Here is a 15282-nt window from a genome sequence, read left to right as displayed (position 1 = left end):
GACGGACGTCACCCTGACCCGGTGCTGGGCACGGACGTACGTGGGCGGGCGGGCCAGGAACGGGTCTGCCCGCTGGGCACCACCACGGGTGCGCCCGCGACCTGCAGGTGCACCTGTGCTCGCCCCGCGCAGGCGTCGGCGCCGACGGACAAGGTGTCCCGGTCCACGGTCACGTGGAGGCGTTGGCCTCGGTGCTGGAGCTGGAAGCGTGCGGCGCCCAGTCCGTGCGGCAGTCGCGGGTCGAGGATGACCCGGTCACCCTCGGTGCGGTATCCGGCGAAGGCCCGGGTGATGATGTCGATGGTGCCCGCCATGGCGCCCAGGTGGATGCCTTCCTGCGTGGTCCCGCCCTGGGTGTCGTCCAGGTCCGCGGCCAGCGCCTCCCGGAACGTGGCCCACCCGCGTCCGGGGTCTATCCGTGCCAGCACGCTGGCGTGCACCACCCGGCTGAGGGTGGAGCCGTGCGCGGTGCGGGCCAGGTAGTACTCGACCGTGCGGGCCAGCTGCTGGTGGCTCGTGGGGTAGCCCAGCCGCTCCAGGGTCGAGAGCAGGCCCTCGGGTCCCAGCAGGTAGACCAGCATCAGCACGTCGGCCTGCTTGGCGAGCTTGTACCGGTTGGTGGAGTCGTTCTCTGCCTCCAGGATGAGGTCGAGCCGGCCGATGTTGCCGTAGGTGGCCCGGTAGCCGTCCCAGTCCAGCTCGGCCAGGTCCTCGTAGCCGGCGAACTGTCCGATGACGCCATCGGGCAGGAAGGGCACGTGCAGGCGCCTGCCGAGCCGGTCCCAGGCGGCCGGTTCCTCCGGGCGGACGTGCAACCGGGTGCGGACGTCGTCGCACTCGTGGCCGGCCACGATCGAGAGCATCTCCCCGGCACGTCGGCACACCCAGGCGGTCAGGACGTTGGTGTAGGCGTTGTCGGTCAGGCCCTCCCCGGGCGCGTCCGGGTAGCCGTCGTGGTACTCGTCCGGGCCCATCACCCCGGCGATGTGGTAGCGGTCGGTGGCGGCGTCGTGGGTGGCCAGGGCGGTGAAGAACCGCGCGACCTCCACGATCAGGTCGGCGCCGCGCCGGGCCAGCCACGCCACGTCCCCGGTGGCCTGGTAGTGCTGCCAGGCGTTGAACGCCACGGCCAGCCCGACGTGGCGCTGGCGGCGCGAGTTGTCCGGCATCCACCGCCCCGAGGGGTGTTGAACAGCATGACGGGGGTTTCCTCCCGCCCGTCGCTGCCGGACTGCCACGGGAACATCGCCCCGGGCAGGCCCGCCCGGTCGGCAGCCCGGCGGGCGGCGTCCAGGCGCCGCCACCGGTAGTCCAGCAGGCCACGGCTGACCTGTGGCAGGTGGGCTGTGAGGACCGGCAGCACGAACAGCTCGTCCCAGAACACGTGCCCCCGGTAGCCCTCCCCGTGCAGTCCGCGGGCCGGCACCCCGGCGTCCAGCTCGGCGGTGTGCACCGACAGGCTCTGCAGCACGTGGAACAGGTGAAGGTTGATCACCAGCTGGGTCTGGACGTCGGTCTCCAGCTGGACACCGCACCGGTCCCAGACCCTCGCCCACGCCTCCTCGTGCGCGGGCAGCAGGTCCCTGAACCCGCGCGGGACGGTGGCCAGGGCCTCCAGCGCCGCCAGGCGCGGGGAGGCGATGGCCCGGTCCCGGGAGGTGAAGATGGCGGCCGTCTTGTCGACGGTGACGGGGTCACCGTCACGCAGGTCGACCTCGAACACCTGGGCGTACCGTTCCTGGTGAGCCAGCACCGGTCCCCCCGGCCCTGCGCCGGTGACCACCGTGCGGGTGGCCGTGGCGATCCTCACCTCGGACTGGGTGGTCCGCACCTCCACCAGCAGGGTGCCCTCCTGCGGCGTCTCGACCGCGGCGGTGCGCAGGTGGCGGTCGGCCAGGGCGGCGTACTCGGCGACGTTGGAGTTCACCACTGCGGCGTCGATGCCCGACCTCACCTGCACGGTGCCGTCCCACCCCTCGGCCACGAGGGTGGTCTGCAGCGCGGCGAGGTGCGGACGGGCCATGGAGACCAGGCGTCGCTGGGTCAGCCGCAGCCGGCGTCCCGTGCCGTCGGTGAGCACCGCGGTCCGGGTCAGCACGCCGGCGCGCAGGTCCAGCTCGCGCCGTTCCTGCGAGGTGGTCAGGCCGCCGGTCGACCACCAGCGGTCAGTCTCCGTGGCCACGTCCATCGGCAACCAGCTCGGGGCGTTGACCATGTGCTCGTCCTCCATCCGTCGACCGTGGACGGTGGAGGTGAGCCGGTTGTAGACCCCGGCCAGGTAGGTGCCGGGGTAGTGCACGCCGTCAGCGGCCCGCTCCGGGGCGGCGCCGCGGGTGCCCAGGTAGCCGTTGCCCAGAGTGGTCAGCGCCTCCCGGTGGCCCTCGTGGGCCGGGTCGAAGCCCTCGTAGACCAGGACCCAGGGGTCGGCGCGCAACGCCCCGAGGTCCAGCTGGGCGACGTCTTCGACCACCAGGTGCGCCCCCGCCGCCTCCAGGGCGCCGCGCTGCCCGGCCCTGGCCACCCCGACCACCAGGCCGAACCCGCCACGGCGGGCCGCCTGCACACCGGCCACGGCGTCGTCCACCACCGCGACCCGGCCAGGGTCCACTCCCAGCTCTCGGGCCGTCCGCAGGAGCACGGCCGGGTCCGGCCTGTCCGGGAGGTCATGCTCGGCTGCGTCGTTGCCGTCGACCACCACGTCGAACAGGCCCTGCAGGTCGGTCGCGGCGAGCACGGCCCGGGCGTGGCGGCTGGCGCCGACCAGCGCCACCGGCACCCCGCCGGCCTTGAGCCGGCGCAGCAGGTCCACCGTCCCCGGGAACGCTCGCTCCCCCTGTTTCTGGAGCCGCTCGAGGTAGATCTCGTCCTTGCGGGCGGCCAGGCCGTGCACCGTCCACGATCCGGGCTGGTCCTGGGCCGTCCCCACCGGTAGGTGGAGGCCGCGGGAGCGCAGGAGGGCCTGCACGCCCTCCTCGCGGGGACGCCCGTCGACGTAGCGGTGGTAGTCGGTCTGGACGTCGAACGGTCCGCCGGTGCTTCCTGTCCCGGCCCGGGGATCGGTCAGGGCGCTGTCGAACATGACCCGCCACGCCTCGGCGTGCACCGTGGCGGTGTCCGTCACCACCGCGTCCAGGTCGAAGATCACCGCCTCCTGCGGCGGTACGGCCCCGGTCGGGGCCGGCGTCTGCCTGCGCGGTGCAGGATGCGTGCTCGGGTGTGGCACGGTTCTCCTCCGGTCGGTGGCTCAGGTGTGGTGGCGCTCCCCGGGCCGCCGCGGGTGCGCCCGCCCGGGGCGGCGGTCGCCGTCGCGGCGTTCAGGGCTAGCGACGCGCACGGCGGGCGCGGGAGGCCGGCGTGGTGGGTGCAGGGCGGCCCACATGGCCATGAGCACCGCAGCCAGGCCGACGGCGGTCCACCCGCCCGGACGTTCGCCAAGGGCGAGCGAGGCCAGGGCGATGCCGAAGACGGGCGTCAGGAACGTCCACGCGGTCAACGTGTCGAGCCGGCTGTGGCGGGCCTCGGTGAACCACGCCACCGTGGTCGCCGCGGTGCCGACAAGGGCCAGGAACAGCAGCGAGACGACGAAGCGGGGGGTCCAGGAGATCACCGGCGCGCCCTCCACGGCCGCGGCCAGCAGCACCAGGCCCGCCCCGCCGATCAGCAGGTGCCACGCCGTGGCGGTGACCAGGTCCAGCCCGGCCAGTCGGCGGGAGAGCAGGGTGCCTGCGGTGACGGCAGCCGCCGCCAGCAGCGACAGGGCGGCCCCGCGGCCCCCGCCCCCGGGCAGCGCCACCAGGACCAGCCCGGCGAACCCCACCACCAGGGCGGCAGCCGTGCGCAGGGACAGCCGCTCGCCGAACATCCACCACGCCGGCAGCAGGATGAGCAGCGGTTGGGCGTTGGCCAGCACCGCCGCGGTGCCGGCAGCGCCGCCGGCGACGCCGGCGAACATGGCGGCGAAGGCGACCGTGACGTTGACCAGGCCCAGGACCGTCAGGAGCCCCCAGGCCCGCCGACCGGTGGGGCCGGGGCGGTGCTGCAGACCACCCAGCGCCAGCAGGGCGGCGCCGGCCACCACCGCCCGCAGGGCGGCGAACCACAGCAGCGGGGCGTCGCGCAGGCCCCACTCGATCGCCACGAAGCACGCACCCCAGGCCGCGGTGATCCACAGCATCCGCACCGGCTTCGGCCGCCGAGGTGCCGCGGTCACCGCTCGGGCCGCCGCAGCGGCAGGAGCTGTGGTGCCCGCGGGGACGTCCACGCCGGCCCCGGTCAGCGGGTGCCGGCCGGGACCGGTGCGGTGGGCTCCGGCTCGCTGGCGGCGCGCTGCGGTGCCCCGGGGACCTGCTGCGCGGGCAGCCTGAGCCGCTTGAGCAGCAGGGCGTTGATCGTGACGATCACCGTGGACCCGGACATCGTCAGTGCCGCGATCTCCGGGCGCAGCATCAGTCCGAAGGCGGGGTAGAACACCCCGGCGGCGATCGGCAGCGCGATGGCGTTGTAGCCGATGGCCCAGGTCAGGTTCTGGCGCTCCTTGCGCACGGTGCCCCTGCCGATGCGCAGGGCCACGGAGACGTCCAACGGGTCGGAGCGCATCAGGACGATGTCCGCGGTCTCGATGGCCACGTCCGTCCCGGCGCCGATCGCGATACCGATGTCGGCCTTGGCCAGCGCCGGGGCGTCGTTGACGCCGTCCCCGACCATCGCCACCGTCTTTCCGGCCTGCTGCAGCTCGGCGATCTTCTCCGCCTTGTCCCCGGGCAGGACCTCGGCGATGACGGTGTCGATGCCGAGCTGGTCGGCGATGCGCAGGGCGGTGGCCTCGTTGTCGCCGGTGAGCATGACGACCTCGATCCCGGACTCGTGCAGGGCGGCGACGGCTGCGGCAGCGGTGTCCCGGGCGGCGTCGGCCAGGGCGATCACGCCGACCGCACGACCGTCGACGGCGACCAGCACCGCGGTGCGTCCGGACGCGGCCAGCTCGTCCCGGCTCGCGGCCAGGTCGCCGAGGTCGACGTTCTCGGCGGTCATCAGGCGCAGGTTGCCCGCCAGGACCCGGCGTCCGTCGACGATGGCGGTGGCGCCGTGGCCGGGGACGTTGAGGAACTCGCTCACGGGCAGCACGGGCACGCCCCGCGAAGCGGCATGGTTGTCGATGGCCCGGGCCAGCGGGTGCTCGGACTCGCGCTCGACCGCGGCGACCAGGGCCAGCATCTCCTCCTCGCTCATGCCTGCCGCGACGACGTCGGTGACCTCCGGTTCGCCCTTGGTCAGCGTGCCGGTCTTGTCCATCACCACCGTGTCGATCTTCGCCGTCCCCTCCAGGGCGGTGGCGTTCTTGAACAGCACCCCCCGCTGGGCGCCCAGCCCGGTGCCGACCATGATCGCCATCGGGGTGGCCAGCCCCAGGGCGTCGGGGCAGGTGACGACCACCACGGTGATCGCGAAGAGCATCGCGGTCGGTACACCGGCGCCGGCGAGCATCCACACGGTGAAGGTCAGGGTGCCGCCGATGAGGGCGACGAACACCAGCCAGAACGCGGCCCGGTCGGCCAGGCGTTGACCGGGGGCCTTGGAGTTCTGGGCCTCCTGGACCATCTTGACGATCTGCGCCAGCGCGGTGTCCGCCCGACCTTGGTCGCCCGGGCCCGCAAGGTGCCGGTGGTGTTGATCGACGCGCCGATCACCTCCGCGCCGGGTGCCTTCTCCACCGGCATGGACTCCCCGGTCACCATCGACTCGTCGACCTCGGACTCACCTTCCTCCACCACCGCGTCGGTGGGGATCTTCGACCCCGGCCGCACCAGCAGCAAGTCCCCGACGACGACCTCTGAAGTCGGAACCTCCACCGGCTGCCCGTCCCGGATCACGACCGCTCGGGAGGGGGCCAGCTGCAGCAGCGTGCGCACCGCGTCGTTCGCACCACCCCGGGCCCGCATCTCCAGCCAGTGCCCCAGGAGCACGAAGGTGGTCAGGACCGTGACCGCCTCGTAGAAGACCTCACCACCGCCGGTGAGGGTGACGACCAGGCTGTACAGCCACCCCGCGCCCACGGCGACCGCCACCAGGACCATCATGTCCAGCGTCTTGGCCCGCAGCGCCCGGTAGGCGCCGTCGAAGAAGATCCACGCCGAGTAGAAGACCACCGGCAGCGACAGGACCAGGGTGAAGACGTCGTCGCGCAGCCCGAACGCCAGCGGCGGGTCCAACCCCAGGACATCCCGCCCGAGCGGGGACCAGATCGTGATGGGGACAGCCAGCGCCAGGGCGACCAGGAACCGGTTGCGCATGTCGCGAGCCATGTCCTCCATCGACCCGCCGCCGTGGTGCCCGCCGTGGCCCATCACCGCCTGCGCGGAGCGGTCCGCCTCCTCACCGCCCCCGTGGCCCGCGTGCCCAGCGTGCGCCTCGTGCCCGGCCCGGCTGCTGTGCCCGGCGTGGCCCTCGTGGGCGTCGTGCCCGGTTTGGCGCCGTCGGGGCCGGTTCGGTCATCGGGTGGCACAGGTGGTCCGGCATGGACTGCCCGGCGCAGTGGTAGCCGCAGGCGTTGACCCAGCCCACCAGCTGGGCCACCGACGTCGTGCCCGGGTCGTAGGTGACGGTCGCGCTCTGGGAGGCGGCGCTGGCCTCGACGGCGAGCACGCCGGGGCGGCGCAGCAGCGTCTTCTCGATGACAGGCTCGGAGGTGGCCCAGTGCAGGCCACCCACCTCCAGGACAGTGGTCCGATTCTTCATGGTTGGTCTTCCTTCCCGGCCCGTGGCCGACAGATCGTGCAAGCAGGGACGCCCCCGGCCGGATGCCGACCCGTCCGTGGTGTCTCAGGCCATAGTCGCCGGGACCGGGGGGGCAGGAACTCCCGGCGCATGCCCAGGACCTGATCCGTCAGCGCGATGGAGGTGGCGCCGTCGGTCACGGTGCCGGCCAGTGCCCGGATCGCATCGATGGTCTCGGGGATGACGATGGCCTCGTTGTTGACCTGGTAGGTCAGGTAGGCCTCCTCCCCCTCGACGGTCAGGACGTCTTCCCACACGGCGACCTCCCACATGTCACCGCGGGGCCGGCCCAGGTCGCCCATGAGCTCGACGGTGGTGTTCAACGCGGTCAGGCCGTCGGCCATGCGGATGAACGCGATCCTGGGTGCGGCCCGCAGCGCGTCCAGGACCTCTTCCCGGCTGGCCGGGCGGGTCAGCTGCAGCGTCCAGAAGTGGTTGTGGGTCTGGGTGTGGGCCGCCTTGGCGGCCATGGTGACCACGTCCAGCCCCGGCAGGACGGTACGGGCGTCGGGGCCCTGGTGGGAGGGAATGGAACCCTCGGGGACCACGGTGTTCATGATCCCGCGCTGGTGGGACTGGCCCGGGTCGGTGGCCCGCCTGATCAGCACCCCACGCGCACGGGCGAGCAGGCCCGCATCCTGCAGCGCGCCGAGCACGCGCACGATGCTGGTGGTGTTGCAGGAGACCACCCGGGTGGTGTCCCGGCCGAGCGCGGTGGCGTAGTTGGCCTGGGCGACGAAGGAGTGCCCGGTGGTGGCGTGGGACTCCCCGCCCTGGAACACGGCCCTGACCCCGGCAGAGCGGTAGACCTCCAGGTTGGTGGCGGCGACCTTCTTGGGGGTGGTGTCCACCACGACATCGGCCTGGGCCAGCAGCTCATCCAGGGTGCCGGCCACCTCCACCCCGGCACTGCGCATCGCGGCGCGTGTCTCCTGGGTCGCGGCGAACACCGGGATTCCCAGGCCGGCGGCGGTGCGCACGTGCCAGTCGGTGGCGATGTCGGCGACGCCGACCAGGTCCATGTCCGGCATGTCCCGCACCGCGTCTGCGACCCGCTTCCCGATCACGCCGTAACCGTTGACGGCAACCTGGACGTTCATCTGTGTCTCCGTTCTTGTCTTCTCGGTCTTCGAACTCGGTCGGCACCTGTGACGCCCCCGCCCCGTCGCGAACGGCAGGGCTCCTGCGGCCCAGGCGTCGGCACGACCGCCCTGGTGGCTGCCACCTCAGGCTCGCGAACCATCAGGCATACGCCGCGTCGGGGACCATGGTCGCGACAGGACCGTTGGCGGTCAGGGCCGGCTGGCCGTTCACCGTGCCGGTTCCCGGTGACGAGCCGGAGCCGGCCCGTCCGGCTCTGGACCGGCCCAGGACGAACCCTCCTAGCTCCACCGCGGCACGGATGGTCTCGACCTGCGGTTCCCTCGTCGCGGTGATGACGAGCCGGGACCCGCCCTCGCGGACAAGGTCCACCGCCGCCGACCGCACGCCCGGCAGGGAACGCACGGCGTCCAGGACCACGGCCAGGCAGGCACCGCAGGTCAGTCCCCAGACCCGGTAGGTCCGTGTCACCGCCATCGTCCACCTCCGCCTACCCCCGTGGGGGGGTACCAGTTGACTGCCACTAAACCACAGGATGGTCGGGGTCCGGCACCGCGACGGTGGAGATTCGATGGAGCCTCGATCACGGCATCCCGGTACCGCCCGCCGGTCGCGGTGGACCAGACCTTCTTCTCGCGCCACCTGCCTGCGGTGCGTCTTCATCAAATCTCGACCGAAAGCCCCGCCCACCTCCGTGTAACCCGGTGATGATGGCGTCGAAGGCGCGGTGGCCACCGGTGAAGACGGGCGGCTCACAGCTTCGTTTGACCACGACGGGAGAAGACACGATGCGTCCGGTGCTGTTCACCATCCTCGGCTTCGACGTGCAGACCTACGGCCTCAGCAAGGCGGCAGCTGCGCTGGTCGCGGCGTGGTTGCTCGGCCGGGCCTTCGAGCGACGGGGCCTGAGCAAGGACTCCGCACATGCCCTGGTGCTGTGGTCCACCGTCTGGGGCTTCGTCGGCGCGAAGATCTACTACCTCCTCGAGCAGCTCCCCTCGATCAGCCTCCACGACCTGGGCGGCATGGGCTTCACGTGGTACGGCGGGCTCCTCGGCGGCACCGCGGCCGCCCTCGTCGTCATCCGACGCCACCAGCTGCCCGGCGGCATCGTCGCCGGGGCCGTCGCGGTCCCTCTCACCGTCGCCTACGCGATCGGGCGCCTGGGATGCCTCCTTTCGGGGGACGGGACCTACGGCCGCCCCACGGACCTGCCCTGGGGCATGGCGTTCCCGAACGGCGTCGTCCCCACCGACGTCCCGGTGCACCCGACCCCCCTCTACGAGGCCGCCGCCGCCGTCCTCATCGTCGCGGTCCTCGCCTACCTCGGGCGCCGGTGGGCCCCCGTCCAGGTGTTCGGCGCCTACCTGGTCCTGTCCGGCCTGGCGCGCCTGTCGGTGGAGTTCGTCCGCATCAACGACCCGGTCCTCGCAGGTCTGACCCAGCCCCAGCTCTGGGCGCTGGTCAGCGTCGCCGTCGGCGGGGCGCTGGTCCTGGGCACCGGGCGGCTGCAGCCCCCCGGCGGACAGCCGCAGGACCACGTGGTTCCCCAGACCGCGTGACCCTCAGGGACGGCGGGGGTTGTGTGACGATCCGGGCACCATACCGGGCGTTCCGTGTCACACACCTCGACCCCTCACGCGCACACGGCGACCGTTGCTCAGGCTCGTCGAGGCTGCCCGGCACGCAGGTCCCCGGGCCTGTCCGTGCGCGAGACCGAGGAACTGTGGAGACTTGATGGAGATGTCCCGAGCCCGGCCCGTTGCGGTCTCGCCGCACTTCCACCGTCGGTTAGCGTCGGAGGGAAAGGACCGTCCGCCCAACCCTCGTCCACGGCGGCGTCGGGAGCGACGGTCACCCGCCCACACACGGAGGCTCCTGATGAACCGCCCCAAGACCCTGCTCCCTGCTGCCATCGCCACCCTGGCCCTCGTCCTCGCCGGGTGCGGTGAGAGCGCCGAGGACTCCGGCACGCCATCCGGCACGGCCGGCGGGGGCGGCGCCCCCGCCACCACGCAGACGGCCACCGACGAGGCGCACAACGACGCCGACACCACCTTCGCGCAGATGATGATCGTGCACCACGAGGGCGCCATCGAGATGGCCGACCTCGCGGTGCAGCAGGCCGGCTCGGAGGAGGTGCGTGCCCTCGGCGAGGACATCTCCGCGGCCCAGGGCCCGGAGATCGAGAAGATGAAGTCGTGGCTCAGCGCCTGGGGCGAGGAGAGCACCCCCGCGGGCGGGACCGGTGGCATGGACCACGGCGACATGGACATGGGCGGCATGGAGATGGACGGGATGAACCAGCAGGAGGCCATGGCCGAGCTTCAGACCCTCTCCGGGACCGACTTCGACCGACGCTTCCTGGAGCTCATGATCGCCCACCACCGAGGTGCCGTCGAGATGGCACAGGCTGAACTGGAGGACGGGCGCAACCCGCAGGCGCTGGAGCTCGCCGAGAAGATCATCGCCGACCAGGAGGCCGAGATCGCCACGATGGAGCAGCTGCTGCAGAACCTGTGACCTCCGTTTCAGGCAACGACAGCCACCGGAACCGCGACCACACCTCTCGCCCCGCCCCGGCCGGGCCAGACCCCTCATACCCCGACCCGGTAGGGGTTGTTACGGTGGCCCGCATGCGTTCTCGAGCATCCCTTTTCCCGCCGCTCGCCGGTGTACTCCTGACCCTGCTGGTCCTCAGCGGGTGCACCCCCGCGACCACCACGCCGACGGTCGAGGGCCAGCAGGATCTGTTGACCGCGCACGGCTTGCCGGGCCTGGACGCGCGGGAGGTCATCGACCGGCTGGAGGCGACCCCGGTGTCCGGGCGTCAGTCAGGGCTGATCGCCTCGGTGCAGCCCGCGGCGGTGCTGCTCTCCGACGGCGAAGGACGCGAGGCCCGGCTGCCGCTGCCCGAGGACACGTTCTATCTCTCGGTGGCCCCCTACCTGGACCAGACCCACGAATGCCACTTCCACAGCCTCACCACCTGCCGTGGTGAGCTCGCGAACCAGGACGTCACCCTCCGGGTGGTCAGCGAGCCGGACGGCACCGTCCTGGTCGACCAGACCGTGCGGACCCAGGACAACGGGTTCGCCGGGCTCTGGCTCCCGGCCGACCTGACGGCCACCCTCACGGTCGAGCACGAGGGCCGCACGGCCAGCACGCCGATCACCACCGGAGCGGACGCCCCCACCTGCCTGACCACCCTGAAGCTGCGGTAGGCGGCACCATGAGCAGCCAGCACCGCCACCCGGGTTCCCTCAGGCTCCTCCCGGGGAGCAGCACAACCCCGCGCCGGACAACGACCTCCACGCGTGCCGGGACCGGCGAGGCGACGCCTTCGGCAGTGCCCGGGCTGCCCACGCGGGAAGGAGGAGCACCGGTGGGACGGACCTCGCGGATGGCCGCCCTGGTGGCGGCCGCTGCCCTGCTGCTCGCCGCCTGCGGCCAGTCCGGCTCAAGCATCTCCGAGCAGATGCGCCAGGGCGACCAGAAGGGCTACGTGGCCGGCGACGGCACCATCGAGTCCCTGGCACCAGAGCAGCGCCGGAGCGTGCTGGCGCTGGAGGGCACCACGCTCGAGGGGGACCCGTGGTCCGCCGCGGACCACAACGGCGAGGTGGTCGTCATCAACGTGTGGGGGTCCTGGTGCGCCCCGTGCATCGAGGAGACACCGGACCTGGTCCGGGTCGCCTCCGACCTGGAGCAGGCCGGTGAGCCGGTGCAGTTCGTCGGCGTCAACTCCCGCGACTCCGTGCCCAGCGCCCTGGCCTTCCAGGAGAGGCACGGCATCCCCTACCCCTCCCTGCAGGACGACGGCGGGCGCACCCGCGCCCAGCTGGGCGGGCTGGCGGTCGCCACGCCCTCCACGATCATCCTGGACGGGCAGGGACGGGTCGCCGCGCGGGTCAGCGGCGCGGTCGACGCCACCACCCTGCGCGGCCTGGTCGATGACGTGCTCGACAGCGAAGGCCGGCGATGAGTGAGGTCGTGCTCACCGGCCCCCTGCTGCTGGCCGCCGCGATCGCGGCCCTGGCCGGCCTCGTGTCCTTCGCCAGCCCGTGCGTGCTGCCGCTGGTCCCCGGCTACATCGGCTACCTCTCCGGCATGAGCGGCGGCGCCCCCCGGACCCCGGCCCCGCCCCGGTGGCGCCCCGTCGTCGGCTCAGGACTGTTCGTGGCCGGGTTCTCCGTCGTGTTCATCGCGATGAGCGTGGTGATCTCCTCCCTCGGGATGGTCCTGGCCGCCAACCAGGACCTGCTGCTGCGCGTGGGCGGCCTCATCGTCCGGGCTGGGTCTGGTCATGCTGCTGCAGGTCTCCCCCCGTTTCTCCGTGCGCTGGCGCCCGGCGTCCGGGCTGGCCGGCGCTCCTCTGCTGGGCGTCGTCTTCGGGCTGGGCTTCTCCGCCTGCACCGGGCCCGCGCTCGCCGCGATCCAGACCCTGGGCACCTCGATCCTGCCCGGTGACGGCGCGCTCGGCCGGGCGGTCGTGCTCGCCGTGGCGTACTGCGTCGGCCTCGGTCTGCCGTTCGTCCTGGTCGCGGCCGGCATGGGGTCGGTCAGTCGTGGCTCGCGCTGGCTGCGCGGCCACTACCTGCTCGTGCAGCGGGCCGGCGGGGTCCTGCTGATCCTGCTGGGCGTGCTCATGGTCCTCGGTGTCTGGGCCGAGGCGATGGCCTGGGTGCAGACCCGGCTCACCGGCAACTTCACCACGGTGATCTGAGGTGCCCGACACCCAGGCGCCGCAGCGGATCGAGCCGGCCTACCCCAAGGACCGCACCACCATGGGCGGACCACGCCTGGGCCCGCTGGGGTGGGTCCGCTGGGGCTGGCGCCAGCTGACCAGCATGCGCACCGCGATCCTGCTGCTGCTGCTGCTCGCCCTCGCCGCCATCCCCGGCTCGCTGTTCCCGCAGCGTTCGGTCGACCCGGTCCGGGTACGGGCCTTCGTCGAGGACCACCCGGGCCTGGCCCCCTGGCTGGACCGGCTGTTCCTCTTCGACGTCTTCTCCTCCCCGTGGTTCGCCTCGATCTACCTGCTCCTGATGATCAGCCTCGTCGGCTGCATCGTCCCGCGGACCGCGCAGCACGCCCGGGCCCTGCGGTCCCGGCCACCACGGGCACCACGGCGCCTGAGCCGGCTGCCCGCCGTGGCCGAGGCCACCGTTCCCGGCGCCCCGGAGACCGTTCTGGCGGCGGCCCGGGACGTCCTGACCGCCAAGGGGTACCGGCTGAGCCCGGCCGGGGCCGGTGACCGGTCCGTCACCGGCGAGAAGGGATACCTGAAGGAGACCGGCAACCTGCTCTTCCACCTCGCCATGCTGGGGGTGATCGTCGCGTTCGCCGCCGGGCACCTGCTCGGCTGGCGGGGCGAGATCATCATCAAGGAAGGCCAGTCGTGGACCGCCGGACCGGCCAGCTTCGACACCCTCAACCTCGGACCCCTGGCCAGCACCGACGACATCCCGACCTTCACCGTGCAGCTCGACCGGCTCGACGTGGCATTCGAGACCCAGGCCGAGGGTGCCCAGTTCGGCCAGCCCCGCCGCTTCGACGGCCTCGCTACCGTCGACATCCCCGGACGCACCCCCGAGCAGCAGCAGTTCGCGGTCAACCATCCCGTCTCCGTCGGAGGGGACTCCATCTTCCTGCTCGGCAACGGCTACGCGCCCGTGGTGACCGTCCGCGACCCGGACGGGCAGGTCCTGTACTCCGAGGCCGTGACGTTCCTGCCCCAGGACAACAACTACGCCAGCGAAGGAGCCATCAAGGTCACCGGTCGCGACCCCGGGCTCGGGCTGGTCGGTGGCTTCCTGCCCACCCTCCGGCTCGACCCCGAGCTCGGCATGACCTCCTCCTTCCCGGGGCTGGCCGACCCGGCCCTGGCGCTGACCGCGTTCGAGGGCGACCTGTTCGCCGACGGCCGGCCCCAGTCGGTCTTCACCATCGACACCGAGCAGATGAGCCAGATCACCGACGCCGACGGTGCCCCGGTCGCGATGCTCCTACGCCCCGGGGAGTACTTCGAGCTGCCCGACGGAACCACCGTGGAGCTCGAGGGCGTCATCCGATGGGCCGGGCTGCTGGTCCGGCACGACCCGGGTCGGATGCCGGCACTCGCTCTCGCACTGACCGCCGCCGCCGGGCTGGCCCTGATGCTCGGTGTTCGCCACCGCCGGATCTACGTCCGCATCGACCCCGCTAACCCCACGCCGGTCGGCGGAGGTCATGTGGTGGTGACGGTCGGCGGGCTGCCGAAAGGTACCGACCCTGCCCTGCAGGGCGTCGTCGACGACGTCCTCGGCCGCATCACCGCCACCGCCCCGCCACCACCCCAGCCGCCCACCCGAGGAAGCGACGAGGACACCCCATGACCGACCCGCAGCTGGCGCTGGCCAGCGACATCGCCATCTGGGCCGGCCTGGCCGTGCTGGCCCTGGCTCTCATCTCCTTCTCCGCGCACCTGGCGGTCACCGGAGCCGCCCGCCAGGGCCGGTCCGACGACACGGTCCCCCAGCCGACCGCCCTGCTCGTGCGCACGGGCACCGGCACGGAGGGGTCGACGACCTTCCCCGACGCCGCGCCGACCTCCGCCGCGCTCGAGCCACCGGCTGTCGACCACCCGGCCGGCGTCACCCGCCGCTGGGGCGTCCTGGGGATGCAGCTGACCTGGCTGGCCACCTTCGCAGTGCTCGCGGGCACCCTGATGCGCGGGCTGTCGGTGCAGCGCTGGCCCCTGGGCAACATGTACGAGTTCGCGATCGTCGCCGCGTCCTTCGCCCTCGTCGTCTTCTGCACCTGGAGCCTGAAGCAGGACCGGCTCTGGCTCGGCCCCTTCTCTGGCTCGGCCCCTTCGTGGTGCTGCCCGTCATGGTGGTGCTCGTCGCAGGCAAGATCTGGTACACCGAGGCCTCCCAGCTGATGCCCGCCCTCGACAACACCATGTGGCTGACAATCCACGTCACCCTGGCCACCCTGTCGGTCGCGCTGTTCGTCATCGGCGCCGCGCTCGCGGTCACCTACCTGCTCCGGGACGCGGCCGAGCGCAAGAGCCGGGTCCGCGGCTGGCTGGCCGCGCTGCCCCAGGCCGAAAAGCTGGAGGCGATGACCTACGGGATGCACATCTTCGCCTTCCCGCTGTGGACTTTCACCCTCATCACCGGCGCCATCTGGGCCGAGGTCGCCTGGGGCCGCTACTGGGGCTGGGACCCCAAGGAGGTCTGGACCTTCGTCATCTGGGTCGTGTACGCCGCCTACCTGCACTCGCGCGCCACCAGCAGCTGGACCAAGCGGCAAGCCACCTACGTCGCGCTCACCGGCATGCTCTGCGTCATCATCAACTACACCGTGGTCAACCTGCTCATCACCGGCCTCCACTCCTACTCCGGCGTGGCGTAGGCGCGC

Annotated in this window: 15 protein-coding genes and 1 pseudogene; 8 read left to right on the top strand and 8 right to left on the bottom strand. The window is 72.4% G+C overall.

Going from position 1 to position 15282, the window contains the following annotated elements; genetic code table 11:
* Positions 1–8: 8 nt before the first annotated feature.
* From E3Z34_RS18840 to E3Z34_RS17685, 8 genes and pseudogenes are all read right to left on the bottom strand, one after another.
* Positions 9–314, bottom strand: a complete 306-nt coding sequence (locus E3Z34_RS18840; protein WP_238695473.1) for a glycosyl hydrolase family 65 domain-containing protein — start codon at positions 312–314, stop codon at positions 9–11.
* Between the two features lie 45 nt (positions 315–359).
* Positions 360–3103: pseudogene (locus tag E3Z34_RS08520) on the bottom strand (HAD-IA family hydrolase); the annotation flags it as partial.
* 141 nt (positions 3104–3244) lie between these two features.
* Positions 3245–4174: a DMT family transporter gene (locus tag E3Z34_RS08515; protein ID WP_134773250.1), complete on the bottom strand. Its 930-nt coding sequence runs from the start codon at positions 4172–4174 to the stop codon at positions 3245–3247.
* 98 nt (positions 4175–4272) lie between these two features.
* The gene (locus E3Z34_RS08510; RefSeq protein ID WP_476703877.1) at positions 4273–5598 is read right to left on the bottom strand and encodes a heavy metal translocating P-type ATPase; all 1326 of its coding nucleotides are present in this window, start codon (positions 5596–5598) and stop codon (positions 4273–4275) included.
* Positions 5499–6302, bottom strand: coding sequence for an HAD-IC family P-type ATPase (locus E3Z34_RS20430; protein WP_476703876.1), 804 nt, complete (start codon positions 6300–6302; stop codon positions 5499–5501). Before E3Z34_RS20430 ends, E3Z34_RS08510 begins: the two co-directional genes overlap by 100 nt.
* A gap of 70 nt (positions 6303–6372) precedes the next feature.
* Complete coding sequence (locus tag E3Z34_RS18835) at positions 6373–6735, bottom strand: cation transporter (protein ID WP_238695424.1); 363 nt, start codon at positions 6733–6735, stop codon at positions 6373–6375.
* Positions 6732–7874 (bottom strand): type II glyceraldehyde-3-phosphate dehydrogenase, encoded by a 1143-nt coding sequence (locus tag E3Z34_RS08505; RefSeq protein ID WP_134773249.1) that lies wholly within the window; start codon positions 7872–7874, stop codon positions 6732–6734. Before E3Z34_RS08505 ends, E3Z34_RS18835 begins: the two co-directional genes overlap by 4 nt.
* Positions 7875–8016: 142 nt before the next feature.
* Entirely contained in the window at positions 8017–8352 is a 336-nt protein-coding gene (locus E3Z34_RS17685; RefSeq protein ID WP_058889663.1) for a heavy-metal-associated domain-containing protein, read from the bottom strand.
* Between the two features lie 311 nt (positions 8353–8663).
* On the opposite strand from E3Z34_RS17685, the gene E3Z34_RS08495 reads away from it, so the two are divergent.
* The 8 genes from E3Z34_RS08495 (at position 8664) to ccsA (ending at position 15276) form a co-directional block, all read left to right on the top strand.
* A complete protein-coding gene (locus tag E3Z34_RS08495; RefSeq protein WP_058889662.1) occupies positions 8664–9437 on the top strand; it encodes a prolipoprotein diacylglyceryl transferase in 774 nt (257 codons plus the stop codon).
* Between the two features lie 319 nt (positions 9438–9756).
* Entirely contained in the window at positions 9757–10398 is a 642-nt protein-coding gene (locus tag E3Z34_RS08490; RefSeq protein WP_134773247.1) for a DUF305 domain-containing protein, read from the top strand.
* A gap of 113 nt (positions 10399–10511) precedes the next feature.
* Complete coding sequence (locus tag E3Z34_RS08485) at positions 10512–11099, top strand: CueP family metal-binding protein (protein WP_134773246.1); 588 nt, start codon at positions 10512–10514, stop codon at positions 11097–11099.
* A 161-nt stretch (positions 11100–11260) separates the two neighbouring features.
* Positions 11261–11860, top strand: coding sequence for a TlpA family protein disulfide reductase (locus tag E3Z34_RS08480; RefSeq protein WP_235585442.1), 600 nt, complete (start codon positions 11261–11263; stop codon positions 11858–11860).
* Between the two features lie 321 nt (positions 11861–12181).
* The gene (locus E3Z34_RS19755; RefSeq protein WP_338043799.1) at positions 12182–12601 is read left to right on the top strand and encodes a cytochrome c biogenesis CcdA family protein; all 420 of its coding nucleotides are present in this window, start codon (positions 12182–12184) and stop codon (positions 12599–12601) included.
* Position 12602: 1 nt separating this feature from the next.
* Complete coding sequence (gene resB / locus E3Z34_RS08470) at positions 12603–14252, top strand: cytochrome c biogenesis protein ResB (protein WP_134773245.1); 1650 nt, start codon at positions 12603–12605, stop codon at positions 14250–14252.
* Positions 14249–14800, top strand: a complete 552-nt coding sequence (locus E3Z34_RS18830) for a hypothetical protein (protein WP_238695423.1) — start codon at positions 14249–14251, stop codon at positions 14798–14800. Before resB ends, E3Z34_RS18830 begins: the two co-directional genes overlap by 4 nt.
* A complete protein-coding gene (gene ccsA / locus E3Z34_RS18825) occupies positions 14749–15276 on the top strand; it encodes a cytochrome c biogenesis protein CcsA (RefSeq protein WP_238695422.1) in 528 nt (175 codons plus the stop codon). The genes E3Z34_RS18830 and ccsA overlap by 52 nt, the downstream gene beginning before the upstream one ends.
* Positions 15277–15282 lie beyond the last annotated feature (6 nt).

This window comes from Ornithinimicrobium flavum (genome assembly GCF_004526345.1).
GTDB classification, from domain to species: Bacteria; Actinomycetota; Actinomycetes; order Actinomycetales; family Dermatophilaceae; genus Ornithinicoccus; species Ornithinicoccus flavus.
The sequence above is the reverse complement of the archived record's forward strand: the minus strand, read 5'-3'. Positions and strand labels throughout refer to the sequence as shown.